This window comes from Mycobacterium sp. TH-M116 (genome assembly GCF_057473685.1).
Genome location: NZ_JBYCLC010000204.1, coordinates 1 through 23,436, shown reverse-complemented (window position 1 = coordinate 23,436; position 23,436 = coordinate 1). Strand labels below are relative to the sequence as shown.

Annotated in this window: 18 protein-coding genes, 3 tRNA genes and 1 pseudogene; 11 read left to right on the top strand and 11 right to left on the bottom strand. The window is 67.1% G+C overall.

The annotated features are described in order from the left end of the window. Positions 1-48 precede the first annotated feature (48 nt). Positions 49-720: a TetR/AcrR family transcriptional regulator gene (locus AC2VOK_RS10425; protein WP_428900396.1), complete on the top strand. Its 672-nt coding sequence runs from the start codon at positions 49-51 to the stop codon at positions 718-720. A 233-nt stretch (positions 721-953) separates the two neighbouring features. Here the strand turns inward: AC2VOK_RS10425 and AC2VOK_RS10420 are convergent. Beyond that, positions 954-1,039, bottom strand: a tRNA-Leu gene (locus AC2VOK_RS10420). A gap of 251 nt (positions 1,040-1,290) precedes the next feature. On the opposite strand from AC2VOK_RS10420, the gene AC2VOK_RS10415 reads away from it, so the two are divergent. The 7 genes from AC2VOK_RS10415 to pknB all read left to right on the top strand — a co-directional run bounded on the left by AC2VOK_RS10415 (position 1,291) and on the right by pknB (position 11,073). After that, positions 1,291-2,898 (top strand): FHA domain-containing protein, encoded by a 1,608-nt coding sequence (locus tag AC2VOK_RS10415; RefSeq protein WP_428900395.1) that lies wholly within the window; start codon positions 1,291-1,293, stop codon positions 2,896-2,898. Positions 2,899-3,023: 125 nt separating this feature from the next. Further along, complete coding sequence (locus AC2VOK_RS10410; RefSeq protein WP_421528812.1) at positions 3,024-3,491, top strand: FHA domain-containing protein FhaB/FipA; 468 nt, start codon at positions 3,024-3,026, stop codon at positions 3,489-3,491. Then, positions 3,488-5,014, top strand: coding sequence for a PP2C family protein-serine/threonine phosphatase (locus AC2VOK_RS10405; protein WP_428900394.1), 1,527 nt, complete (start codon positions 3,488-3,490; stop codon positions 5,012-5,014). Before AC2VOK_RS10410 ends, AC2VOK_RS10405 begins: the two co-directional genes overlap by 4 nt. After that, entirely contained in the window at positions 5,011-6,420 is a 1,410-nt protein-coding gene (locus tag AC2VOK_RS10400; RefSeq protein ID WP_428900393.1) for an FtsW/RodA/SpoVE family cell cycle protein, read from the top strand. Before AC2VOK_RS10405 ends, AC2VOK_RS10400 begins: the two co-directional genes overlap by 4 nt. Beyond that, complete coding sequence (gene pbpA, locus AC2VOK_RS10395; RefSeq protein ID WP_428900392.1) at positions 6,417-7,895, top strand: D,D-transpeptidase PbpA; 1,479 nt, start codon at positions 6,417-6,419, stop codon at positions 7,893-7,895. The genes AC2VOK_RS10400 and pbpA overlap by 4 nt, the downstream gene beginning before the upstream one ends. Beyond that, on the top strand, positions 7,892-9,184 hold the full coding sequence (locus AC2VOK_RS10390) for a serine/threonine-protein kinase (protein WP_428900391.1): 1,293 nt from the start codon (positions 7,892-7,894) through the stop codon (positions 9,182-9,184). Before pbpA ends, AC2VOK_RS10390 begins: the two co-directional genes overlap by 4 nt. Further along, positions 9,181-11,073, top strand: a complete 1,893-nt coding sequence (pknB, locus tag AC2VOK_RS10385) for a Stk1 family PASTA domain-containing Ser/Thr kinase (protein ID WP_428900390.1) — start codon at positions 9,181-9,183, stop codon at positions 11,071-11,073. The genes AC2VOK_RS10390 and pknB overlap by 4 nt, the downstream gene beginning before the upstream one ends. Here pknB and AC2VOK_RS10380 read toward each other — a convergent pair. After that, positions 11,051-11,734, bottom strand: coding sequence for an aminodeoxychorismate/anthranilate synthase component II (locus AC2VOK_RS10380; RefSeq protein ID WP_428900389.1), 684 nt, complete (start codon positions 11,732-11,734; stop codon positions 11,051-11,053). The two genes, pknB and AC2VOK_RS10380, sit on opposite strands and share 23 nt — an antisense overlap. Before the next feature lie 9 nt (positions 11,735-11,743). Beyond that, on the bottom strand, positions 11,744-12,508 hold the full coding sequence (locus tag AC2VOK_RS10375) for a DUF881 domain-containing protein (RefSeq protein WP_428900388.1): 765 nt from the start codon (positions 12,506-12,508) through the stop codon (positions 11,744-11,746). A 138-nt stretch (positions 12,509-12,646) separates the two neighbouring features. Between AC2VOK_RS10375 and crgA the strand changes: the two genes are divergently transcribed. Beyond that, the gene (gene crgA / locus AC2VOK_RS10370; protein WP_421528820.1) at positions 12,647-12,928 is read left to right on the top strand and encodes a cell division protein CrgA; all 282 of its coding nucleotides are present in this window, start codon (positions 12,647-12,649) and stop codon (positions 12,926-12,928) included. Between the two features lie 155 nt (positions 12,929-13,083). Continuing rightward, on the top strand, positions 13,084-13,509 hold the full coding sequence (locus tag AC2VOK_RS10365; RefSeq protein WP_428900387.1) for a PH domain-containing protein: 426 nt from the start codon (positions 13,084-13,086) through the stop codon (positions 13,507-13,509). Between the two features lie 105 nt (positions 13,510-13,614). Here AC2VOK_RS10365 and AC2VOK_RS10360 read toward each other — a convergent pair whose 3' ends face one another. Beyond that, positions 13,615-14,163: a peptidylprolyl isomerase gene (locus tag AC2VOK_RS10360; RefSeq protein ID WP_428900386.1), complete on the bottom strand. Its 549-nt coding sequence runs from the start codon at positions 14,161-14,163 to the stop codon at positions 13,615-13,617. 205 nt (positions 14,164-14,368) lie between these two features. Between AC2VOK_RS10360 and cwsA the strand changes: the two genes are divergently transcribed. After that, positions 14,369-14,806 carry a cell wall synthesis protein CwsA gene (gene cwsA, locus AC2VOK_RS10355; protein ID WP_428900385.1) on the top strand — a complete coding sequence of 146 codons (438 nt, stop codon included), beginning with the start codon at positions 14,369-14,371 and terminating at the stop codon, positions 14,804-14,806. A 175-nt stretch (positions 14,807-14,981) separates the two neighbouring features. Here cwsA and AC2VOK_RS10350 read toward each other — a convergent pair. The 7 genes and pseudogenes from AC2VOK_RS10350 to AC2VOK_RS10320 form a co-directional block, all read right to left on the bottom strand. Continuing rightward, positions 14,982-15,054, bottom strand: a tRNA-Ala gene (locus AC2VOK_RS10350). A gap of 145 nt (positions 15,055-15,199) precedes the next feature. Continuing rightward, positions 15,200-15,273, bottom strand: a tRNA-Ile gene (locus AC2VOK_RS10345). 71 nt (positions 15,274-15,344) lie between these two features. Beyond that, positions 15,345-16,232 (bottom strand): DUF3566 domain-containing protein, encoded by an 888-nt coding sequence (locus tag AC2VOK_RS10340; RefSeq protein ID WP_343709145.1) that lies wholly within the window; start codon positions 16,230-16,232, stop codon positions 15,345-15,347. A gap of 214 nt (positions 16,233-16,446) precedes the next feature. Further along, the gene (gene gyrA / locus AC2VOK_RS10335; protein ID WP_428900384.1) at positions 16,447-20,235 is read right to left on the bottom strand and encodes an intein-containing DNA gyrase subunit A; all 3,789 of its coding nucleotides are present in this window, start codon (positions 20,233-20,235) and stop codon (positions 16,447-16,449) included. Between the two features lie 33 nt (positions 20,236-20,268). Next, complete coding sequence (gene gyrB / locus AC2VOK_RS10330) at positions 20,269-22,302, bottom strand: DNA topoisomerase (ATP-hydrolyzing) subunit B (RefSeq protein WP_343709143.1); 2,034 nt, start codon at positions 22,300-22,302, stop codon at positions 20,269-20,271. 266 nt (positions 22,303-22,568) lie between these two features. Continuing rightward, positions 22,569-23,132 carry a DUF721 family protein gene (locus tag AC2VOK_RS10325; RefSeq protein WP_428900383.1) on the bottom strand — a complete coding sequence of 188 codons (564 nt, stop codon included), beginning with the start codon at positions 23,130-23,132 and terminating at the stop codon, positions 22,569-22,571. Next, positions 23,129-23,436, bottom strand: a pseudogene (locus AC2VOK_RS10320) (DNA replication/repair protein RecF); the annotation flags it as partial. The gene AC2VOK_RS10325 and the pseudogene AC2VOK_RS10320, both read right to left, overlap by 4 nt.

Here is a 23,436-nt window from a genome sequence, read left to right as displayed (position 1 = left end):
AAGCCGTGGAGATGCGTATGCCCGCCGGGGGTTCGTACAGTTGCGGAGATGACATCAGCACCAGCGGGGCAGGGCGATCGCGATCCGGCGGGCTCGCCGAGCATGGTGCGGATCCGGGCCTCGGCGCTCAGGCTCTTCGCCGCGCAGGGCACGTCCGCCACCACGCTGCGCGCGATCGCGGCCGCGGCGGAGGTTTCCCTGGGGTTGGTGCAGCATTATTTCGCCACCAAAGCCGACCTGATCAGCGCCGTGGACGCCCACGTCCTGGAAGTGGTCGGTGGGGTGATGGCGCAGCCCGTCTCCGATCCGCCGGCTGATTCGGTTGCCGAAATGGGACGCAGGGTGACCGCTCTGCTCATTCAACAACCCGACGTCGTGGACTACGTCGTCGATGCCCTGGTCAGCGGGCGGGCCCTGGGAACCTTGGTTTTCGACGCGTTGGCCGCCCTCGGCGCCGATCGGTGGAAGGAACTCGACGATCTCGGGCAAACCCGGCCGGACCTCGATCGGCTCTGGGCGCCGCTGCACCCACTGGTCCTGGTTCTGGGCGCCCTGGTCCTTCGTCCCCACCTCGACCGTCACCTTCCGCAACCGTTCAGCACGCCCACCCAAATGCGCCGCTGGGAGGAGTCGGTGACCGCGCTCCTTCGTGAAGGACACCTGCGGACCTCTGGCCCTGGCGGTGCTTCGACCGAAAGTTCCGGCTGCACAAGTCCTTAGGAGCTTCTTCGTCGTCCTCGACCGGTCGCTGAGGTGCAGTGGGCCGACGTCGACGAGGCGGTCACCGAGCAGGCCGACGCCGACAGTCTGGTTGCCGGTGCCGAACGGGCGCAGAATCCGGCCCGCCTTCCGCGCCCAGACGGTGACTGCTGCTCCGAACCCCGCCAAACACAAAGGTCACGACCCATTGCTGGTTCGTGACCTTTCGCGTCGTAGTTCGTAGAACCACTCCCTGGTGGGCGAAGGGGGACTTGAACCCCCACGTCCCGAAGGACACTGGCACCTGAAGCCAGCGCGTCTGCCATTCCGCCACTCGCCCCGAAAATCAACCGATGGAACATACCATTCTGATGGCCGGCGACCCAACTGGCTTCCCGTAGCCGGGCCACGCCGCGGGCACGCCAGCCTCCTGCAACCGCATTGAACTGCGCGGATGCAATTTTCTCAGAGTTTCCGAGGTGCCACATCGTCGTGCTTTGCCGATACCATGCTGGGATGACCCGACATGCGGGTGAGTCGTTTGCCGTGCACCGGCCGAGCGGCCGGATCCGTGCGGGTGAGTGCTGAAGCATGAATAATCACCGGGGCCTGGTACAGCGGATTGAGCGCAGGCTCGAGGCAACAGTCGGTGACACGTTCGCCCGATTATTCGGCGGATCGATCGTTCCGCAAGAGGTGGAAGCCCTGCTGCGCCGCGAGGCCGACGGCGGCGTCCGGCCGTTCCCGGGGAATCGCTTTTTGGTGCCCAACGAGTACATCATTACCCTCGGTGTGCACGACTTCGAGAAAGTGGGGGCCGATCCGGGCCTCACGTCGAGCGCTTTCGAGCGGTACTTGGCCGACTATATCGATGAACAGGGGTGGCAAACGTATGGTCAGGTGGTTGTCCGGTTCGAGCAGACACCGAGCTTGCACACTGGCCAGTTCCGCGCACGCGGTGCTGTCAATCCCGATGCCAAGCCCCGACCGACGGTCGACGATCCGCTCCGGCCACAATCGAGTCACGCGTTCGGCGCAGAACGAGGAGTAGTAGCAATGACTGACAATTCGAGCTACCGCGGGGATCAGGGGCAGGGGCGGCCCGGCGACGAGTACTACGACGACCGTTATGGCCGTCCGCAAGACGATTCGCAGGGTGCCCCCGAACGGCCCGCTGGGCCGGACCCTCGAGCTGGGCAGCGGCCGGACCAGGGCGGCTACCCGCCGCCCGTCGGGTACTCACCGCCCCGCCCGCCGGACCAGGGCGGTTATCCAGAGCCTCAGCGCGGCGGGTACCCGGAACAGGGCGGCTACCCGGACCCGCGTGGCTATCAGGAACAGCGTGGTTACCAAGATCAGGGCGGTTATCCGCAGTCCTACGAACAGCGTCCTCCCGGCTACGGCGGCCCGAGCTATGACCACCAGGGGTTTCGCCAGGGCGGCTACGGCCCTCCCGGCGGCAGCCCTCCCGGCGGCGTTCAACAGGGCTATGGGCGCGGCTACGGCGAGTACGGTCGCGGCCCGGGCCGCCCCGACGAGGGCGGCGGCTTCGCGCCCCAGCAGGGTCCTCAGCAACAACGCCCGGCCTATTCCGGCGAGGGCGGCTACGACCAGGGTTATCAGCAGGGCGGGCAGGGATACAACCGCCCGGACTACGGCCAAGGTGACCCGGCGCAGTACGCCGAAGGCGTCCCCGGCGGGGGATACGCCCCGCAAGCCCCCCAGGGCGCCGGGTATTCCGAGACCTCGAACCGCGACTACGACTACGGCCAACAACCCGACTACGGCCAACAACCCGACTACAACCAGCAGCCGGACTACGGCCAGGACGTCGAATACGGCCAATACGGTGATTATGCCCAGCAGCCGGGCGGATACGACGGCTACGGCCAGGCCGGCTATGGCGCCCCCGGGACCGTCGTGATCCTGCAGCTCGACGACGGCAGTGGCCGGACCTACCAGCTGCGCGAAGGCTCCAACATCGTGGGTCGCGGACAGGACGCCCAGTTCCGCCTGCCGGACACGGGCGTGTCGCGGCGTCACCTGGAGATTCGCTGGGACGGGCAGGTCGCGTTGCTCGCCGACCTCAATTCCACCAACGGCACCACCGTGAACAACGCGCCGGTGCAGGAGTGGCAACTGGCAGACGGCGATGTGGTCCGGCTCGGTCACTCGGAGATCATCGTTCGCATCCACTGACGCCACCGGGCTCACCACCGCCACGCTTCGACCCGCCACGACCACCGCCCAAGTATCGTGACGGTGCTGATGTGCTCGGTGTCACGGGCGATCCGAGTGCCAAGCGAGGACGGAAAGGACGCCAGATGCAGGGACTAGTGCTGCAGCTGACGCGTGCCGGGTTTTTGACGTTGTTGTGGGTATTCATCTGGTCGGTCCTGCGGATACTGCGGACCGACATCTATGCCCCGACCGGTGCTGTCATGGTACGCCGCGGCTTGGTGCTGCGCGGCACGCTGCTGCCGTCGCGTCGACGCCGGGACTCCGCCCGCTATCTGGTGGTGACCGAAGGCGCCCTGGCGGGGGCGCGGATAACGCTCAGCGGCCAGCCGGTGTTGGTCGGACGCGCGGACGACTCGACCCTGGTGCTGACCGACGACTACGCTTCGACACGGCATGCCAGGCTCTCCCAGCGCGGCACCGAGTGGTACGTCGAGGATCTAGGATCGACCAACGGCACTTACCTTGACAGGGCGAAGGTGACGACTGCGGTACGAGTACCCCTTGGGACGCCGATCCGGATCGGCAAAACGGCGATCGAGCTGCGCCCGTGACGCTGGTTCTGCGATACGCCGCCCACAGTGATCGCGGCCTGGTACGCGCGAACAACGAAGACTCCGTCTACGCCGGCGCGCGGCTCCTGGCACTGGCCGACGGGATGGGCGGCCATGCCGCCGGCGAGGTCGCTTCCCAGTTGGTGATCGCGGCCCTGGCCCATCTCGACGACGACGAACCCGGCGGCGATCTGCTCGCCAAACTCGACGCCGCGGTCCACGCCGGCAACGCTGCCATCGCGGCGCAGGTCGAGATGGAGCCCGAGCTCGAGGGCATGGGCACCACACTGACCGCAATCCTGTTCGCGGGCAACCGCATCGGGTTGGTGCATGTCGGCGACTCCCGCGGCTACCTGTTGCGCGACGGCGAGCTGACCCAGATCACCAAGGACGACACCTTCGTCCAAACCCTGGTCGACGAGGGACGCATCACCCGCGAGGAAGCGCACAGCCACCCGCAACGGTCGTTGATCATGCGGGCGCTGACCGGGCACGAGGTCGAGCCGACCCTGACCATGCGCGAAGCGCGCGCCGGCGATCGCTACCTGCTCTGCTCGGACGGGTTGTCCGACCCGGTCAGCGACGAGACCATCCGGGAAGCGCTGCAGATCCCCGATGTCGCCGAGGCCGCCTACCGCCTCATCGAATTGGCCCTGCGCGGCGGCGGCCCCGACAACGTCACCGTCGTCGTCGCCGACGTCGTCGACTACGACTACGGCCAGACCCAGCCGATCCTCGCCGGCGCGGTATCCGGCCAAGACGACCAACTGACGCTGCCCAACACCTCCGCCGGTCGCGCCTCCGCCATCGGACCACGCAAAGGAGCCGCCAACCGTGTTGCGCCGCATGCCGAAGCCCCGACTCGAGCGCGCTGGTCGGGGCGACGGACGGCGGTCGTCGTCACGCTGGTGGTGCTCGTGGCGCTCGCGGGCGTGGCGGTCGGCCGGGCAATCATTCGCAGCAACTACTACGTCGCCGACTACAACGGTCTGGTGTCGATCGTGCGCGGAATCCAGGGCTCCCTGTTGGGCATCTCGCTGCACGAGCCCTACCTGATCGGGTGCCTCGACGCCCGCAACGAACTTTCGCTCGTCAGCTTCAGCCAGAGCCGTGGCACCCTCGACTGCCACCTGATGCGGCTGCAGGATCTGCGCCCGCCCGAACGCGCCCAGGTCCAGGCCGGGCTGCCCTCCGGCACGCTCGACGACGCCATCGCACAACTGCGCGAATTGTCTTCCAACTCGCTGCTGCCACCGTGTCCGCCGCCCCGCGCCACCTCTCCGCCGGCCCCGACAACCACCCGTGGGACGACCGCGCCCCCTCTTTCGTCGACCACCACCTCGCCGTCGACCACCACCTCGCCGCTGACCCCGAGTCCCACCCGGAATCCCGCGAGCACCCCCTCCGGCGCCCTGCCGGCGTCTCCCGAGACCACCTCGTCCACGCCACTGCCGGCGCAAACCGTGACGACCCTCCCACCCCCTCCACTTCAGCCGGGCATCGACTGCCGGACGGTGGCATGACCACCCAGATCCAGCCGCCAGTCGCGGTCACGCCTCCGCTACCGACGCGGCGCAATGCCGAGCTGCTACTCCTGGCCTTCGCCTCGCTGATCACCGTCGCCGCCCTGCTCATCGTGCAGGCCGACCAGGAACGCTCCGTGCGTTGGGATTTCGTCGGCTACGGCCTGGTCTTTTTGGCCGTGTTCGGGAGCGCGCACCTGGCTATTCGGCGGTTCGCCCCCTACACCGACCCGCTGCTGCTGCCGATCGTCGCGCTGCTCAACGGACTCGGCCTGGTGATGATCCACCGCCTCGACCTCGCCGACAACGAACTCAGCGGCCGCCACATTCCCAGTGCGGCCCAGCAGATGCTGTGGAGCCTCGTCGGGGTCGCCACGTTCGCGCTGGTGGTCACCTTCCTCAAGGATCATCGCCAACTCGCGCGCTACGGCTACATCTGCGGGGCGGCAGGCCTGGCCTTCCTGGCGGTGCCCGCCCTGCTGCCGGCCTCGTTGTCCGAACAGAACGGCGCCAAGATCTGGATTCGCCTTCCGGGGTTCTCGATTCAGCCGGCTGAGTTCTCCAAGATCCTGCTGCTGATCTTCTTCTCGGCGGTGCTGATCGCCAAACGAGACCTTTTCACCAGCGTCGGCAAGCACGTCATGGGGCTGACCCTGCCCCGCCCGCGCGACCTCGCACCACTGCTGACGGCCTGGGTGATCTCCGTCGGTGTGATGGTCTTCGAGAAGGACCTGGGAACCTCGCTGCTGCTCTATACCTCGTTTCTTGTCGTGGTGTACCTGGCCACACAGCGCTTCGGCTGGGTCGGCGTCGGCCTGGTGCTGTTCGTCGCCGGCGGGGTCGCGGCGTACTTCGGTTTCGGGCACGTGCGGGTCCGCGTGCAGACGTGGTGGGACCCTTTCGCCGACCCCGAGGGCAGCGGCTACCAGATGGTGCAGTCGCTGTTCAGCTTCGCCACCGGCGGCATCTTCGGAACCGGCCTGGGCAACGGTCAGCCCGGCGCCGTTCCCGCGGCGGCGACCGACTTCATCATCGCCGCCTTCGGTGAAGAGCTCGGCCTGGTCGGGCTGGCGAGCATCCTGCTGCTCTACACCATCGTCATCGTCCGCGGCTTGCGCACCGCTATCGCCACCCGAGACAGCTTCGGCAAGCTGCTGGCCGCCGGCCTGGCGTCGGCGCTGGCGATCCAACTGTTCATCGTCGTCGGCGGTGTGACGCAGCTGATCCCGCTCACCGGCCTGACCACACCGTGGATGTCCTACGGAGGGTCGTCACTGCTGGCCAACTACGTGCTGCTGGCGATCCTGGCGCGGATCTCGCACAGCGCCCGGCGTCCTCCGGGCACCCGCGAGCGCACCACGTCATCGATCGCGTCGGCCGGCACCGAGGTGATACAGCGGGTATGAACGCCTCCCTCCGCCGCATCTCGGTCACCGTGATGGCGCTGATGGTGCTGCTGTTGCTCAACGCCACGATGACGCAGGTCTTCGCCGCCGACGGGCTACGGGCCGATCCCCGCAACCAGCGGATCCTGCTGGACGAGTATTCGCGTCAACGCGGCCAGATCGTCGCCGGAAGCCAGCTGCTGGCCTATTCGGTGGCCACCGACAGCCGATACCGGTTCCTGCGGGTCTACCCGAACCCCGATGTATACGCGCCGGTCACCGGCTTCTATTCGCTGCGCTATTCGAGCTCGGGCCTGGAACGTGCCGAGGACCCGGTGTTGAACGGCTCGGACGCGCGGCTCTTCGGGCGGCGGCTCGCCGACTTCTTCACCGGCCGCGATCCGCGCGGGGGCAACGTCGACACCACGATCAATCCGCGTGTCCAGCAGGCCGGCTGGGACGCGATGCAGCAGGGCTGCGGGGGGGCGCCGTGCAAGGGCGCCGTCGTCGCCCTCGAGCCGTCCACCGGCAAAATTCTGGCCATGGTGTCGTCTCCGTCCTACGACCCCAACCTGCTGTCTTCGCACGACCCCCAACTGCAGGCGCAGGCCTGGCAACGACTGCGCGACAACCCGGGCAATCCGCTCACCAACCGCGCCATCTCCGAAACCTACCCACCCGGTTCCACGTTCAAGGTGATCACCACCGCGGCGGCGCTGCAGGGCGGCGCCGCGGTCACCGAGGAGTTGACCGCGGCGGCCTCGATCCCCTTGCCCGACAGCAGCGCCACGCTGGAGAACTACGGCGGGGCGCCGTGCGGGCCCGAACCGACGGTGTCGCTGGCCGAGGCGTTCGCCAAGTCCTGTAACACCGCATTCGTCCAGCTGGGGCTCTTGACCGGGGCGGAGTCGCTGCGCGCCATGGCGCATGCGTTCGGGCTGGACAGCGCACCGAGCGTCATCCCGCTGCAGGTCGCCGAATCCACCATCGGGGTGATCCCCGACGCCGCTGCCCTGGGGATGTCGAGCATCGGGCAGAAAGACGTCGCGGTGACGCCGTTGCAAAATGCCCAGATTGCGGCGACGATCGCCAACGGCGGGGTGACCATGCAGCCCTACCTGGTCGAAAGCCTCAGGGGCCCGGACCTGTCCAACATCAGCACCGCGGTGCCCTACGCACAGCGCCGAGCGGTGTCACCGCAGGTCGCGACTAAGCTGACAGAGCTGATGGTCAGTGCCGAGAAGGTCGCGCAGCAGAAAGGGGCCATTCCCGGCGTGCAGATCGCATCGAAAACCGGTACCGCAGAACATGGCACCGATCCGCGACACACCCCGCCCCACGCGTGGTACATCGCGTTTGCGCCCGCGCAAGCGCCGAAGGTGGCCGTGGCGGTGGTGGTGGAGAACGGCGGTGATCGCCTGACCGCGACCGGGGGTGCACTCGCCGGGCCGATCGGACGGGCCGTGATCGAGGCCGCGCTGCAGGGGGGACCATGAGCCCGCGAGTAGGTGTGACGCTGTCCGGCCGGTACCGCCTACAGCGCCTGATCGCCACCGGCGGCATGGGCCAGGTCTGGGAGGCCGTCGACAGCAGGCTGGGCCGGCGCGTCGCGGTCAAGGTGCTCAAACAGGAGTTCTCGCAGGATCCCGAGTTCATCGAGCGTTTCCGCGCCGAAGCGCGCACCACCGCGATGCTCAACCACCCCGGGATCGCGGGCGTGCACGACTACGGCGAAAGCCAACTGGACGGGGAGGGGCGCACCGCCTACCTCGTCATGGAACTGGTCAACGGCGAGCCGCTGAACTCTGTGCTCAAGCGCATCGGCCGACTGTCGCTGCGGCATGCGCTGGACTTGCTGGAGCAGACCGGCCGGGCCCTGCAGGTCGCCCACGCCGCCGGACTGGTGCACCGCGACGTCAAACCCGGGAACATCCTGATCACCCCCACCGGTCAGGTCAAGATCACCGACTTCGGTATTGCCAAAGCCGTCGACGCCGCACCGGTGACCCAGACCGGGATGGTGATGGGTACCGCGCAGTACATCGCGCCCGAACAGGCGCTGGGCCACGACGCGACCCCGGCCAGCGACGTCTACTCCCTCGGTGTGGTCGGCTACGAAGTCGTCTCGGGTAAGCGGCCGTTCACCGGCGACGGCGCGCTCTCGGTGGCGATGAAGCACATCAAGGAGCCCCCGCCGCCGCTGCCTGCCGAGTTGCCGCCCAACGTCCGCGAACTGATCGAGATCACTTTGGTCAAGAACCCCGGGATGCGTTATCGCAGCGGGGGGCCGTTCGCCGACGCGGTCGCCGCGGTCCGGGCGGGCCGACGCCCGCCGAGGCCCAGCCAGTCACCGCCGCCGGGGCGCGCCTCGCCGGCGGCCATCCCGTCGACCGCGGCGCCGACGAGGGTCGCGGGTGCCTCAAGTGGACGCAGTCCGGCGGCGCGGCGGTCCCGGCCGACCACCGGCGGGCATCGGCCGCCCCCGGCGCGACGCACGTTCTCCTCGGGCCAGCGCGCGTTGCTGTGGGCCGCGGGCGTGCTGGGGGCATTGGCGATCATCATCGCGGTGCTGATCGTCATCAACTCCCGCGCGTACACCGATCAGCAGCCCACGCCACCGCCGACGGTCACCGACACCGGCGCCCCGCCCTCGTCGGGATCCTCGGGACCGCCGCCGCCGAGCCAGACCCCCAGCGGCCTTGCGCCCCCGCGGTTCACGTTTCCGGCAAAGCCGCTGTCGTCGACCCCCGTCGCGGAGCCGGCCGCACACGAGACACCGCGATGACGAGCCCGCAGCATCTGTCGGACCGCTACGAGCTGGGTGAGATCCTCGGCTTCGGAGGCATGTCGGAAGTTCACCTGGCACGCGACATCAGATTGCACCGCGACGTCGCCGTCAAGGTGCTGCGCGCCGATCTGGCCCGTGATCCCAGCTTCTACCTGCGCTTCCGGCGGGAAGCGCAGAATGCCGCGGCGCTGAACCACCCCTCCATCGTCGCGGTGTACGACACCGGCGAAGCGGAGACCGCTGCCGGCCCGCTGCCCTACATCGTCATGGAGTACGTCGACGGCGTCACCCTGCGCGACATCGTCCACACCGACGGACCGCTGCCCCCGCGCCGCGCCATCGAGATCATCGCCGACGCCTGCCAGGCACTGAACTTCAGCCACCAGAACGGCATCATCCACCGCGACGTCAAGCCGGCGAACATCATGATCAGCACCACAAACGCCGTCAAGGTGATGGACTTCGGCATCGCGCGGGCGATCGCCGACAGCGGCAACAGCGTCACCCAGACCGCGGCCGTGATCGGGACCGCCCAATATCTCTCGCCCGAACAGGCCCGCGGCGATTCCGTCGACGCGCGATCCGATGTCTATTCGCTCGGCTGCGTCCTGTACGAGATCCTCACCGGCGAGCCGCCATTCACCGGCGACTCACCGGTCGCGGTGGCCTATCAACATGTGCGGGAAGACCCGATCCCCCCGTCGCATCGGCATCCGGGGATCTCCGCCGAGCTCGACGCCGTCGTCCTCAAGGCACTGGCCAAGAACCCGGAGAACCGCTACCAGACCGCGGCGGAGATGCGCGCCGACCTGGTTCGGGTGCACAACGGTGAGCCACCTGAAGCGCCCAAAGTCCTCACCGACGCCGAGCGCACGTCGCTGACGTCCGCCGGCGGACACGGGGGATACGGCGGGCAGCCCCGCTCCGGCGCCTTGCCGCGCCGGCCGCTCGGCGGCAGCGGCACCGAGGGCGATCGGCCGGACGGTCCGGTCGCCCGATGGATCGTCGCGGTTGCCGTGCTCGCAGTGCTGACGATCGTCGTCGTCATCGCCTTCAACACGTTCGGTGGCGGCACCCGCGACGTCCAGGTACCTGACGTGCGGGGACAGATTTCCGCGGACGCCATCGCGGTACTGCAGAACCGCGGGTTCAAGACGCGCACCCAGCAGAAGCCTGATTCGACGGTCCCACCCGACCACGTCATCAACACCGACCCTGACGCCAACGCGTCGGTCAGTGCGGGCGACGAGGTCACCATCAACGTTTCCACCGGGCCGGAGCAGCGCGAGGTGCCCGACGTCTCCTCGTTGACCTACGGCGAGGCGGTCAAGAAGCTCAAAGCCGCCGGATTCACCAAGTTCAAGCAGGCGAATTCACCGTCGATCCCGGACCTGACGGGCAAGGTCATCGGGACCAATCCGCCGGCCAACCAGACCTCGGCGATCACCAACGTCGTCACCGTCATCGTCGGCTCCGGCCCGGAAACGAAGCAGGTTCCCGACGTGGCAGGCCAGACCGTCGACGTCGCGCAGAAAAACCTCAACGTGTACGGCTTCGCCAAGTTCAGTCAGGTCGAGGTGGACAGTCCCCGGCCGGCCGGGGAGGTGGTCGGCACCAATCCGCCCAAAGACACCGCGGTCCCGGTCGACTCGGTCATCGAACTACAGGTGTCCAAGGGCAACCAGTTCGTGATGCCAGACGTCACCAACATGTTCTGGACCGACGCCGAACCACGGTTACGTGCGCTGGGCTGGACCGGGGTGCTGGACAAGGGCCCCGATGTCGACGCCGGCGGCTCCATGCACAACAAGGTGGTGTATCAGAACCCGCCTCCCGGGGCCGGGGTCAACCGGGACGGCATCATCACGCTGAAGTTCGGCCAGTAGCCACCGGGTCCGGGAGGTGCGGTCGCACCGCGGTGCGGACCTCGTTTTCCAGCCGACGGACCAGCGTGTCGTCACGGGCCCATCCGCAGTAGGTGAGCCAGTTTCCGAGCATTCGGTGCCCGCCCTCGGTCAGGATCGACTCCGGATGGAACTGGACGCCGTGGATTGGCAGCTCGGTGTGGCGCACTCCCATGATCACACCGCTGCCGGTGCGCGCCGTCACCTGCAGCACCCCCGGCACCGAATCCGGCAGGATCGTCAGCGAATGGTATCGGGTGGCCGTGAAGGGATCCGGAAGGCCTTGGAGCACACCGACATTGGTGTGGAAGACGCTGCTGGTCTTGCCGTGCAGCAACTCGGGAGCGCGGTCCACCCGGGCGCCGAATGCGACACCGATGGCCTGGTGGCCCAGGCACACCCCCAGCAGTGGCGTGCCCGCCGCCGCACAGGCCCGCACCAGGCCTATCGAGGCGCCCGCACGTTCCGGCGTGCCCGGACCCGGGCTGAGCAGCACGCCGGCGAACTGTGCGGTGACGGCACGCTCGTCGGAGAGGCGGGCATCGTCGTTGCGCCACACCTCGGCCTGGACGCCGAGTTGTCCCAGATACTGCACGAGATTGAACACGAAGCTGTCGTAATTGTCGACAACCAGGATCCGCATCGTGTCAGGCTACCGCCCGCCGCGACCCGGGGCGGAAGCCTGCGGCGACACGGGCTGTGCGAAGTGCATCCGAACCAGCCCGGCATGGCCGGCGATGTGCACGTCGGATTCGACCTGTTCGTGGTAGCCCAGGCCGAACCGGACCACGTACTGCTTGTAGAGGATCACCAAGGGGGCGGAGGCCAGGGCGGCTTGCATGGCGGTGGGATCGCCGATCGCGGTGATGGTGTAAGGCGGGCTGTAGGTGCGCCCGTTGAGCAGCAGGGTGTTGCCGACGCAGCGCGGCACCGAGGTCGCGATGATCCGCTGGTCCTGCATCTGGATCGCCTCGGCGCCGGCGCTCCACAACGCGTTGAGGACGGCCTCGATGTCCTGCTGGTGCACCACCAGGTCGTCGGGGGAGGCGTCGCGCGGGAAGCGGCCGTTGGCGTCACGCTGGGCGTCGTCGAGAGTCACCACGAGCCCCGGACCATCCACGGGATCCATGCCGGCCTCACCGGCCAGCCGGGCGGACCGGTCGAGCAGGTCCGCCAACGCCGCATCCGAAGACCGGCCGCGGGCCGTGTCCACCGCGTTCGCAAGCTCGTCCCGCCGGGCGTTGACGGAGTTGACCGAGGCCTGGGCCTCGCGAACGAGGTCGACGAGGCGCGGCGCGTCGCTGCGGCGGATCTCTGCACCGCCGGACACGCCATGGGTTGCCGCCAGGAGCACGCCGGCCGACAGGCAGACCAGCGGAACGCCGAACCGCCAGGGCGAGCGGCGCGTGTCGCTCATCGCTTCTCCATTTCCCGGTCAGCCTGCCAGGTGAGTTAGGCTCATAGCCAGGCTGGGCGTGCAACCACCCCCGTCATCGTTGCACCCCGTTGCGATTACCGTGTAGTCCAGGTAACCCCACATATCCGCGAGGTACCCATGCCCAAGTCCAAGGTCCGCAAGAAGAACGACTTCACCGTCGGTGCCGTCAGTCGCACACCGGTGAAGGTGAAAGTCGGGCCGTCGAGTGTGTGGTTCGTCGCGCTGTTCGTCAGCCTCATGCTGATCGGGCTCGTCTGGTTGATGGTTTTTCAGCTGGCCGCAGTCGGCAGCCAGGCCCCGACAGCGCTCAACTGGATGGCCCAATTGGGTCCCTGGAACTACGCCATCGCGTTCGCTTTCATGATCACCGGTCTGTTGCTCACGATGCGCTGGCACTGAGCGGAATGCCCCAGGCCATGACGGCATATCGGGGTCGGTCTGGCGCCGCGTCAGCAGCGTTACGAGCAAACAATGACAAGCATGTGATTTATCCCCACTGTTGATAGCGCTTGTGGATAACTGCATCGGCAGTGTTGAGAGGGGCTGAGAACGGCATGCAGCAAACACGGTGGGCGCCGCGTACGGCAGGAATCGCTGGTTGTGGCCTCGCCGGCGTGATGATGGCAATCGCCAGTGTGACCGTGGTCACAGATGCGCCGGGGCACGCTCTGACGTGGCTTGCTGCGGTGGGCCTGCTGCTGTTTGCCGCGTTGACGTGGCGCGCACGCCCGAAGCTGGCAATCACCCCCGACGGCCTGGCGCTGCGGGGCTGGTTCCGGACACAGGTATTGCCGCCGTCCGCGATCGAGGTCATCCGGATCACCGAGTTCCGCCGCTACGCGCGCACGGTCCGGATGCTCGAGATCGAGACGGTCGACGGCGGCATGGTGTTCCTCTCCCGGTGGGACCTCGGCACCAACCCCCTTGACGTGTTCGACGCGCTGACGGCGGCCGGTTACGCGGGCCGCGGGCGGCGCTGAGCAAGGTAGCGCCGCCGAACGTTAAACCACCGCGATAAATCGCTCGATTTTTCGCAACACGTTCACGCTCGGCGCGACGCACGCCTTCCGGCGGGCCGAGTCGAGCTAGGCGATCGTGATCGACTCGATGACGACCGCCTCGGCGGGACGGTCGTTGCCGTCGGTGGCCGTCGTCGCGATCGCGTCGACGACCTGACGCGACCCGGGGTCGGTGACTTCGCCGAAGATCGTGTGCTTCCGGTTCAGGTGCGGCGTCTGGCCCACGGTGATGAAGAACTGCGAACCGTTGGTTGCCGGGCCCGCGTTGGCCATCGCCAGCAGGTAGGGCCGGTCGAACTGCAACTCGGGGTGGAACTCGTCGGCGAATTTGTAGCCCGGGCCGCCGCGGCCCGTACCGGTCGGGTCACCGCCCTGGATCATGAACCCGCGGATCACCCGGTGGAACACCGCGCCGTCGTAGAACGGGCCCGAGGATCCTCCCGACGCGTTCTGTGCCGAGTACTCCTTGGTGCCCTGGGCCAGGCCGACGAAGTTGGCGACGGTCTTGGGTGCGTGGTTCCCGAACAGGGCGACCTTGATGTCGCCGCGGTTGGTGTGCAGCGTGGCAGTGGCAGTCTGAATGGGGCTGTTGGTCACGACTCGCAAGTCTGCCATCACCCGCGGGCCTGCCCGCAACCGGTGTCACGCGGCCATCCCGCAGACCCGGGCCCCGCGACGCCGGGCCGCGTGCGAATTCGTTCCGGGGGTCCCGCCGACGCCCCTTTGGTGGCAGTCTGTGGAGGTCCCCGACGGCCTCTGGGCCGACTTTCCCGGCAGGTTCCCTGACCGGCCTGGCACGACCGGCGCAGAAAGGCGGCAGATGAAAGCGAAGACGGAAGCCCGGCTGACCCCGCGGGAGCGGCTGACCCGGGGCCTGACCTACTCGCTGGCGGGGCCGGTGTACGTCACCCGAGGGGTGGCGGGACTGGGCGTAGACGCCGCGCACGCCTCCGCCGTCGGGCTGCGCCGTCGTTACCGGGAGGGCCGGCTGGCCCGCGATGTGGCGACCGCCCAGGAAGCGCTCGGCCAGGAACTGGCCGCCGCCCAGGAAGTCGCCGCCAACCTACCCCAGTCGCTCCGAGACGCACGGCGGGCGCAGCGCCGCCGCAATAAACGGCCGTTGTTGATCGCGGGCGCCGCCGTGACCGTGCTGGCCGGCGGGGCGGTGGTATTCAGCGTCGTGCGGCGCTCGACGCGCGCGCGGCCCCAGGAACCGTCCCCGCGCCCGCCCAGCGTCGACGTGCAGCCGCGTCCCTAACGCGCGTCCTCACACCGCCTCCAGCCGCAGGTCCTCCCGCCGCCGGACCGGGATGCCCGCAAGCCATTCCCTGATCTGCATCGCCTCGATCCACCGGGTTCGACGCACCAGCCGTGCGTAACGCGATCCGGGCCCCGCGGTTGGCCACCCTCGGCATGCTTCGGTCTCAATGCCGTGGAGCCTAGGGGAATCGAACCCCTGACACCCGCCTTGCAAAGGCGGTGCTCTACCAACTGAGCTAAGGCCCCCGACCGTCACCGGGTTCGGGAGTATCGGCGACCGCCATGTGCCAGACTTCGACCCCACGTCGCGACCGCACCACCGCTGCCACTGCGGCGAGCAGTCCCAGCGGCAATGCCGGTCTCACGTAACGTCTCAACGGACCCATGGTTGTGGGCCTAGGAGGACTCGAACCTCCGACCTCTTCGTTATCAGCGAAGCGCTCTAACCGCCTGAGCTATAGGCCCGCACTCGCGTACGGCCGAGCGACGAGATTACCGCAATCGCCGCCCCACTCCCAAAAACGCTGACATTCACGCTAGTCGCGGTCCGCCAGGGTCACCTCGATGCCCCCGATCAGATCCGTGGTCAGGTTGTAGACGAACGCCGCGATCGTCGCCATCGCGGTCAGCAGGACGATGTTGACCAGGCCGATCAGGGTGGCACCGCCGAAGATGGTGCCGCTGGACACCAGCTCGCCGCTGCTGCCGCTGGTGTTGTTGAGCAGATCGCCGACGTTGCTGTTCAGCTTGGCCCACACCCCCATGCCGCCGAGCACGAGATACAGAAACGCCACCGCGATCATCCAGACGAAGAACAGGGCCACCGACAACAGCAGCGACACCTTCAGTGTGCTCCACGGATCGATCCGGCGGATCTGCATGCTGGCCCGGACCGGCCCGCGGGCCCGCCGCGAGACCTGAACCCGTTCGTCACGCAAGTCGCGGCCCTCCGGGACCACCGGGCGACCCGAACCCGGGGCTTTCGGCCCCTCCGTGCCACGGTCGGGCGGTGCGGGCTTGCGCTGCGGGGACCGGGGCATCGGGCCCGACAGGTCGGGCAGCTCGCTGGCGTAGGCCTCGGGCGGCGAGTTCTCGCCGCGAGCCGACGCGGCGTCGACCTCCCGCGTGGGGTTCCTGATATGCCCGGCCGACCCCGCCCCAAGTGCGGTGCTGCCCGAGGCGAAGCGACTCAGCCGAGGGTCGGCCCCGGCCGGCGTGCGCGTGTCGCCGGGTGCTTCCGTCTGACGATACGGCGAAGGAGCGGCCCTGGAGGCACCGCGCTGCCAGGGCGGTGCTTCCGTGGCCTCCTGACTCCGGCCGCCCGAGGCGGGCGCCGCGCTGTGCGCACCGCTCCGCCCGGCCGAACCATCCCCATCAAGGCCGTCACCCTTGTTGGGGGCGCCCGGCTCGCTCGGTGAACTCACCCCGACTCCTCACGTTTCCTACCTGGCCCTAGCTCGGCCTACCCGGGCGGTGGTAGTCACATCGCATCCCGGCCACGCAGCGGCCCGCATCGTCACCGGGCCGAGCTTGATTGCCCAATTCCTCTTCGGGCCACGCAGCGGCCCGCATCGTCACCGGGCCGAGTCTAGTTGCCCAGCACCTCCCCGCGACAACGCCCGCCCTGATCGTGGCCCGCTACTCGTTGGATCCGTCGGCCTCGTTGGCGTTCTCGGCTGCCTCGACGACCTCCTCGGCGTTCTCTTCGGCGTTGCGCGCGATGGCCAACAAGTCGTCTCCGTCGCCAAGGTTCATCAGCCGAACGCCCTTGGTCTGCCTGCCCGCCTTCCGGACCTGACGCGCGGCCGTGCGGATCACACCACCCCCTGAGGTGATCGCGTAGAGTTCGCTGTCCTCGTCCACGATCAGCGCGCCCACCAGCCTGCCCCGCCGACGGTCATACATGACCGTCAGGACGCCCTTGCCGCCACGGCCCTGAACCGGGTACTCCGCGATACCGGTCCGCTTCGCGTAGCCGCCGGATGTCGCGACCAGCAGGTAGGTGCCTTCACGAACGACGTTGAGCGACAACAGGTAATCGTCTGCGTTGAAACGCATGCCCTGTACCCCCGACGTGGCGCGTCCCATCGGCCGTAGCGCCTCGTCGGTCGCCGAGAACCTGATCGACTGACCGTTGGCCGACACCAGCAGCAGGTCGTCCTCGGAGGAACACAGCACCGCGCCGACCAACTCGTCGCCGTCGCGCAGGTTGATCGCGACGATTCCGCCCGAGCGGTTGGAGTCGAAATCGGTCAGCTTGGTCTTCTTGACCAGGCCCTTGCGGGTGGCCAGCACCAGGTACGGCGCGTCCTCGTACCCGCGGATCTGGATGACCTGGGCGATGCGCTCCTCGGGCTGGAAGGCCAGCAGGTTGGCCACGTGCTGCCCGCGCGCCGTGCGCAACGCCTCCGGCAGCTCGTAGGCCTTGGCCCGGTACACCCGCCCCTGGGTGGTGAAGAAAAGGATCCAATCGTGGGTCGAGCACACGAAGAAGTGCTTGACGATGTCATCCTGCTTGAGCCCGGCGCCCTGCACGCCCTTGCCGCCGCGCTTCTGGCTGCGGTAGAGGTCGGTCTTGGTGCGCTTGGCGTATCCGGTCTCGGTGATGGTGACGACGACATCCTCGCGCGCGATCAGATCCTCGTCGCTGACGTCCCCGTCGGCGGCGATGATCCGGGTTCGGCGGTCGTCGCCGTGTTTGTCGGTGATCTCGGCGAGTTCGTCACGGACGATCCCGCGCTGGCGTTCGGGTTTGGCGAGGATGTCTTCGAGGTCGGCGATCTCGGCCTCGATCTTGGCCAGGTCGTCGACGATGCGCTGGCGCTCCAACGCGGCCAGGCGCCGCAACTGCATGTCCAGGATCGCCTGGGACTGGATTTCGTCGATATCGAGCAGTTCGATCAGCCCGGCGCGGGCGATGTCGACGGTTTCCGATGCCCGGATCAGCGCTATGACCTCGTCGAGCGCATCGAGCGCCTTGACCAGACCGCGCAGAATGTGTGCGCGTTCGTTGGCCTTGCGCAACCGGTAGGTGGTGCGCCGGACGATGACGTCGAGCTGGTGCGCAACGTAGTGGCGGATCAGCTGGTCGAGGCGCAGGGTTCGCGGCACCCCGTCGACGATCGACAGCATGTTGGCGCCGAAACTGGTCTGCAGTTGCGTGTGCTTGTAAAGGTTGTTGAGCACCACCTTGGCGACCGCGTCACGTTTGAGCTCGACGACGATGCGCAGGCCCACCCGGTCACTGCTCTGGTCTTCGATGTTGGCGATCCCGGCCAGCCTGCCGTCGCGGACCTGCTCGGCGATCGAGGTGATGAAGTTGTCGTGGTTGACCTGGTACGGCAGCTCGGTGATCACCAGCGACGTCCGGCCGCGGGAATCCTCTTCCACCTCGACGACACCGCGCATCCGGATGGAACCGCGGCCCGTCGTGTAGGCGTCGGCGATGCCCTGTGACCCGACGATCAACCCGGAGGTGGGAAAGTCGGGCCCCTTGACGCGTTCGCAGACGGCGGCCAGCGTGGCTTCCTCGTCGGCCTCGTGGTTGTCCAGGCACCAGAACACCGCCTCGGCGAGCTCACGCAGGTTGTGCGGCGGGATGTTGGTCGCCATCCCCACCGCGATGCCGCCCGACCCGTTGGCCAGCAGGTTGGGGAACCGGCTGGGCAGTACGGTGGGCTCCTGCACCCGGCCGTCATAGTTCGGTACGAAATCGACTGTCTCCTCGTCGATTTCGCGCAACATGTCCATCGCCAGCGGAGTCAGCCGCGCCTCGGTGTTGTGGCTGACGAAACCGTTGGTCAGGAATGCGTGGTCGGAGGTGTCCACGCGCAGGCTGTACACCGGTTGTACACCTGCCTCGGTGACGGAGGCGATGCGCGCGTAGTAGAACCGGCCGTCGGTGAGGTCGCTGGCGATGGCGCGGACGTCGGGGTCGGCGATGTGGGCCAGAATCTCCCCGCCGCGCGTGCGCCAGCGTTGGATGCGGTCGACGTTGTGGCGTTTGAGCCAGTCGCGGTCGGCCCGGGAGCCACCGGCGTACCTGCCGATGAACGCGGCCAGTCCGGGTACGTGATCTTCGTCCCGACCGCGGCAAGTCGGCATCTCAGCGAGTACGGCGTTCAGCTTGGTTTGTCTGGCACCGCCGAAACCGACATGGTTTGCGAAGATTTCGGCCTGAGCACGATCGGTGATGACGACCTCGTGCTCGCCATCAGCATGCCGGCATCGCCGTGAGACCACTCCGAACTCGAGCAGCATCTGTTGAACATCTACGGCCAGCTGTCTGCTGCGGGTCGAGTACGATATGTGAATCGTGTTGCACGGTAGCGCAGAACACGAGCCATCACCCTCGAACAGCGCTTGCAAGAAGACGCGTTTGACTGCGGCGGGGGACTGCCACAGCCAATGCGGAACGGACTTGTCGGCCGGACGTTGCCCGATCATCCCGCCGAGCCGTGTCTTCCTGAGTTCCGACAGATTGTGTACGTCGAATTCGTGCAGCATCGAACCGGAGGCGGTCACCCGCGCGGATACATGCCGCCGGCCTCCGACGACCGCGTCGTATGCACCGACGACCCTCTCGAAGTAGTCGCGGTCGAGGTTGTTGAACGCGGCGCGAGTTTCCGACCCGAAACCCTCGCTGATGAAAGCACCCAACAGCAGGGCTTCCAGCGCGTCATGGCAGTCGTCGGGGCCCGATTCCGCCGGTGGCGTGCGCTGCAACACGACGTGGTCGTCGGGGCGGAGCTCTGCGATCAACTTCCACAGCAGGGTGGGTACGCCGCCGACGTCGACCAAGCACAGTAAGGGATGGTTGGCCGTGCCCGTGACCTCGTAGCCTTCAGCCGTCCGTACCCTGAAGGTCTGATGTTCGCCCGAATGGAACAGTGTGTCCGCCAAAACGGTGTTGCCGTGCCGATCCAGAACCTTCAACTCGACCACGTTGTCCGAATTGGGCGCAGCGCCCGGAGCCACATCGCAAATCCGCACAGATTGCCCGAACGGTAAGCGCACCAGCGCATCTCCAGTGACGCAATACCGCATCGCCGCCGGCGGGTCGTTGCCCGGCGAACCGAAGTTGCCCTGCCCGTCGACCAGCGGGTACCGCAGCGACCACGGCTGCGCCATGCGTACCAGGGTGTCGTAGATCGACGCGTCGCCATGCGGGTGGTAGTTACCCATCGTCTCGGCCACCGAGCGCGCCGACTTGGCGTGGCTGCGGTCCGGGCGGAAGCCGGAGTCGTACATCGCATACAACACGCGGCGATGCACCGGTTTGAGGCCGTCGCGCACCTCCGGCAGCGCGCGACCGACGATCACGCTCATCGCGTAATCGATGTAGCTGCGCTGCATCTCCTGCTGGATGTCAACGGGTTCGATCCGCTCGGCGGGATGGTCACCCGGCGGCAGCGTGGTGTCAGTCATCTGTTCCTCGTTTGCGTTGGCGTATCTGATCGCTCAGACATCCAGGAATCGAACGTCCTTGGCGTTGCGGGTGATAAAGCTTCGGCGCGCGTCGACATCTTCGCCCATCAAGATGGAGAACAACTCGTCGGCGGAGGCCGCGTCATCCAGGGTGACCTGACGCAGCACCCGCACCGCGGGGTCCATGGTGGTTTCCCACAACTCTTTGGCGTCCATCTCGCCCAGCCCCTTGTAGCGCTGGATGCCATCGTCCTTGTTGATCTTCTTGCCCGCCTTGAGCCCAGCCTCCATCAGGCCGTCCCGCTCCCGGTCGGAGTAGGCGAACTCGGGATCGATGCGTTGCCACTTCAACTTGTACAGCGGGGGCTGCGCCAGGAAGACGTGCCCGTTTTCGATCAACGGCCGCATGAAGCGGAACAGCAGCGTCAACAACAGAGTGGAGATGTGCTGGCCGTCGACGTCAGCGTCGGCCATCAGCACGATCTTGTGGTAGCGCAGCTTGGTGAGGTCGAACTCGTCGTGGATGCCGGTGCCCAGCGCGGTGATGATCGACTGAACTTCGGTGTTCTTGAGCACGCGGTCGATTCGCGCCTTTTCGACGTTGATGATCTTGCCCCGCAGCGGAAGTATCGCCTGAAACATCGAATCGCGGCCACTCTTGGCCGAGCCGCCCGCCGAATCACCTTCCACCACGTAGAGTTCGGATTTACGCGGATCGGTCGATCGGCAGTCGGCGAGCTTACCGGGCAAACCCCCGATGTCGGTGGCACTCTTGCGCCGCACCAGCTCCCGCGCCTTACGGGCCGCGATCCGTGCCTGGGCGGATGAAACCGCTTTGGTGACAATGACTTTCGCTTCCGAGGGGTTGGCTTCGAACCAGTGCGTCAGCTGTTCGTTACACGCCTTCTGGACGAACGACTTGACCTCGGTGTTACCCAGCTTGGTTTTGGTCTGACCCTCGAACTGCGGTTCGGCAACCTTGACGGAGATCACGGCGGCCAAGCCCTCGCGGATGTCGTCGCCGGTGAGGTTGGGGTCTTTGTCCTTCAACAGTTTGCGGTCTTTGGCGTACTTGTTCACCACCGACGTCAACGCAGCGCGGAAGCCCTCTTCGTGAGTGCCCCCTTCATGGGTGTTGATCGTATTGGCGAAAGTGTGCACCGACTCGGAATAGCCGGCATTCCACTGCATCGCGACCTCGACTTCGTGACCCTCGCCCTTACCGGAGAAGTCCACGATGCTGGTGTGGATCGCGTTTTTGGTGCGGTTGATGTGTTTGACGAAGTCCACCAGGCCGCCCGGATAGTAGAACGTACGGTGCTTGACCTTGTGTGGCACAGGCGATTCAGCAGCCTTTTCCTGGGCTGACTTGGGTGCCTCGGCGGTGTCGCTGACGACCTCGTCGACGACCTCGTCCTGCTCCACTCGTTCGTCGGTGAGGTTGATCGTCAAGCCCTTGTTGAGGAAAGCCATCTCCTGGAGCCGGCGCGCCACTGTTTCGAAGTCGTACTGTGTGGTTTCGAAGATCTCGGAATCGGCCCAGAATCTGATGGTGGTTCCCGTTTTTTTGGTGGCCTCGCCCTGCTTGAGGGTGCCGGGCACGGCGCGCTCGTAGTGCTGGAACCATTCGTGCCCGTCACGTCTGATGCTGACTTCCAGCCGGGTGGACAGCGCATTGACCACCGACACGCCGACGCCGTGCAAGCCACCACTGACGGTATAGCCACTGTTCTCACCGCCGAATTTTCCTCCGGCGTGAAGTTGGGTCATCACCACGTCGACGGTGGGGATTCCGGTGGCATGCATCGCCACGGGAATGCCGCGGCCGTCGTCGGCGACCTCTACGCTGTGGTCGTCGAGCAGGCGCACGTCGACCTTGGTGGCGTAGCCGGCCATCGCTTCGTCCACCGAGTTGTCGACGACCTCCCAGACGAGGTGGTGCAGACCGCGCTCACCGGTGGAGCCGATGTACATGCCGGGGCGTTTGCGGACCGCCTCCAGCCCTTCGAGCACGGTGATCGCTGAAGCGCCGTATTCGTCTTGTGCCTTCTTCTTTTGGGCAGCCACGGTCGGAATGGTCTCCTCAGGGTTTCATGCGAGCGGTTCAGTCACCGCAGCGGTCGCATCCGGTCAAGTCTACCGTGATAGGCCGTCAGGACTGGTTTTCTGGGCGCGTTTTTGGCTATCTGGCCGCGCCGTGTGCTCGATTTCTTCATTTGGGTCGCGTCCTGACGTGCGCGACCCAGGTCCGCCTGATTCTGGCGGCTCTGAGACGGCCGATGCCGAGGCGTCCGGCGCAGCGTGTCTGCGGCCGGGCGAGCAGCGCGCGCCGGCTATCCGTAGGTGTCGCGCGGTCCCCGGCCTCCGATGTGGCGCGGCCCCTTCCGCCACGACGGGGCGGCCGGCCCGGTGATCTTCAGCGAAATCACCACACCGTTGCCCACGGCCGCCGCGATCTTGGCCAGCAGGTGCGTCTGAATCATCCGCAACTGGGTGGCCCAGGCGGTGGACTCGGCCGCCACGCTGAGCACGCCATCGCTCAGACCGACCGGCGCGGCGTGGTCCGCAATCTGTTGACCCACGATCGTTCGCCATTGGCCGAGGACGGTACCTTCTGCCACCTGTGCGGACCAGCCGCGTGTTCTAGCCAGGTCCCGCGCGAGCCGGCCCAGTGGTTGGGGGTCCCGGCTGTCCGGCCCCGGACCCGACCAGCGTCGCCGTCGCCCGACGACCCGCCGTCCGGTGGGCGGGACGACACGCCCACGCCCAGCGTCCTTGCCCTGGGCCCGCGCCGCCGCGCGGGCCTCCTCGAGCGTGCGACGCACCAAGTCGATACCGTTGACCCCCGGCGGCATCGGGGTGCCTCCGACCTCGGTGTCCTCACCATCACCGGTCACGGTTCCACCACCGAGATGCGCCCGGGATCGGCGTCCCGCATATCGATGTGCACCCTCCTAGCATCCCAGTCCGACGGGATGTCTTCCAGCACCGCTGCCGTCACCAGAACCTGTTCGGCCGATTCGGCAACCCCGGCCAGCGCACGGCGTCGTGTCGTGTCGAGTTCAGCGAACACGTCATCGAGTAACAACACCGGCTCGCTGCCGTCATACCGCAACAATTCGTATGCGGCCAATCGCAATGCCACCGCAAAAGACCACGATTCCCCATGGCTGGCAAAGCCTTTCGTCGGCTGATCACCCA

What these genes read in the sequence shown, in the direction of transcription:
- AC2VOK_RS10400 (WP_428900393.1), top strand. Translation starts at nt 5,011, where the DNA reads ATGACCACCCAGATCCAGCCGCCAGTCGCGGTCACGCCTCCGCTACCG.
- AC2VOK_RS10380 (WP_428900389.1), bottom strand. Translation starts at nt 11,734, where the DNA reads ATGCGGATCCTGGTTGTCGACAATTACGACAGCTTCGTGTTCAATCTC.
- AC2VOK_RS10410 (WP_421528812.1), top strand. Translation starts at nt 3,024, where the DNA reads ATGCAGGGACTAGTGCTGCAGCTGACGCGTGCCGGGTTTTTGACGTTG.
- AC2VOK_RS10425 (WP_428900396.1), top strand. Translation starts at nt 49, where the DNA reads ATGACATCAGCACCAGCGGGGCAGGGCGATCGCGATCCGGCGGGCTCG.
- pknB (WP_428900390.1), top strand. Translation starts at nt 9,181, where the DNA reads ATGACGAGCCCGCAGCATCTGTCGGACCGCTACGAGCTGGGTGAGATC.
- pbpA (WP_428900392.1), top strand. Translation starts at nt 6,417, where the DNA reads ATGAACGCCTCCCTCCGCCGCATCTCGGTCACCGTGATGGCGCTGATG.
- AC2VOK_RS10365 (WP_428900387.1), top strand. Translation starts at nt 13,084, where the DNA reads ATGCAGCAAACACGGTGGGCGCCGCGTACGGCAGGAATCGCTGGTTGT.
- AC2VOK_RS10375 (WP_428900388.1), bottom strand. Translation starts at nt 12,508, where the DNA reads ATGAGCGACACGCGCCGCTCGCCCTGGCGGTTCGGCGTTCCGCTGGTC.
- cwsA (WP_428900385.1), top strand. Translation starts at nt 14,369, where the DNA reads ATGAAAGCGAAGACGGAAGCCCGGCTGACCCCGCGGGAGCGGCTGACC.
- AC2VOK_RS10390 (WP_428900391.1), top strand. Translation starts at nt 7,892, where the DNA reads ATGAGCCCGCGAGTAGGTGTGACGCTGTCCGGCCGGTACCGCCTACAG.
- crgA (WP_421528820.1), top strand. Translation starts at nt 12,647, where the DNA reads ATGCCCAAGTCCAAGGTCCGCAAGAAGAACGACTTCACCGTCGGTGCC.
- AC2VOK_RS10415 (WP_428900395.1), top strand. Translation starts at nt 1,291, where the DNA reads ATGAATAATCACCGGGGCCTGGTACAGCGGATTGAGCGCAGGCTCGAG.
- gyrA (WP_428900384.1), bottom strand. Translation starts at nt 20,235, where the DNA reads ATGACTGACACCACGCTGCCGCCGGGTGACCATCCCGCCGAGCGGATC.
- AC2VOK_RS10360 (WP_428900386.1), bottom strand. Translation starts at nt 14,163, where the DNA reads ATGGCAGACTTGCGAGTCGTGACCAACAGCCCCATTCAGACTGCCACT.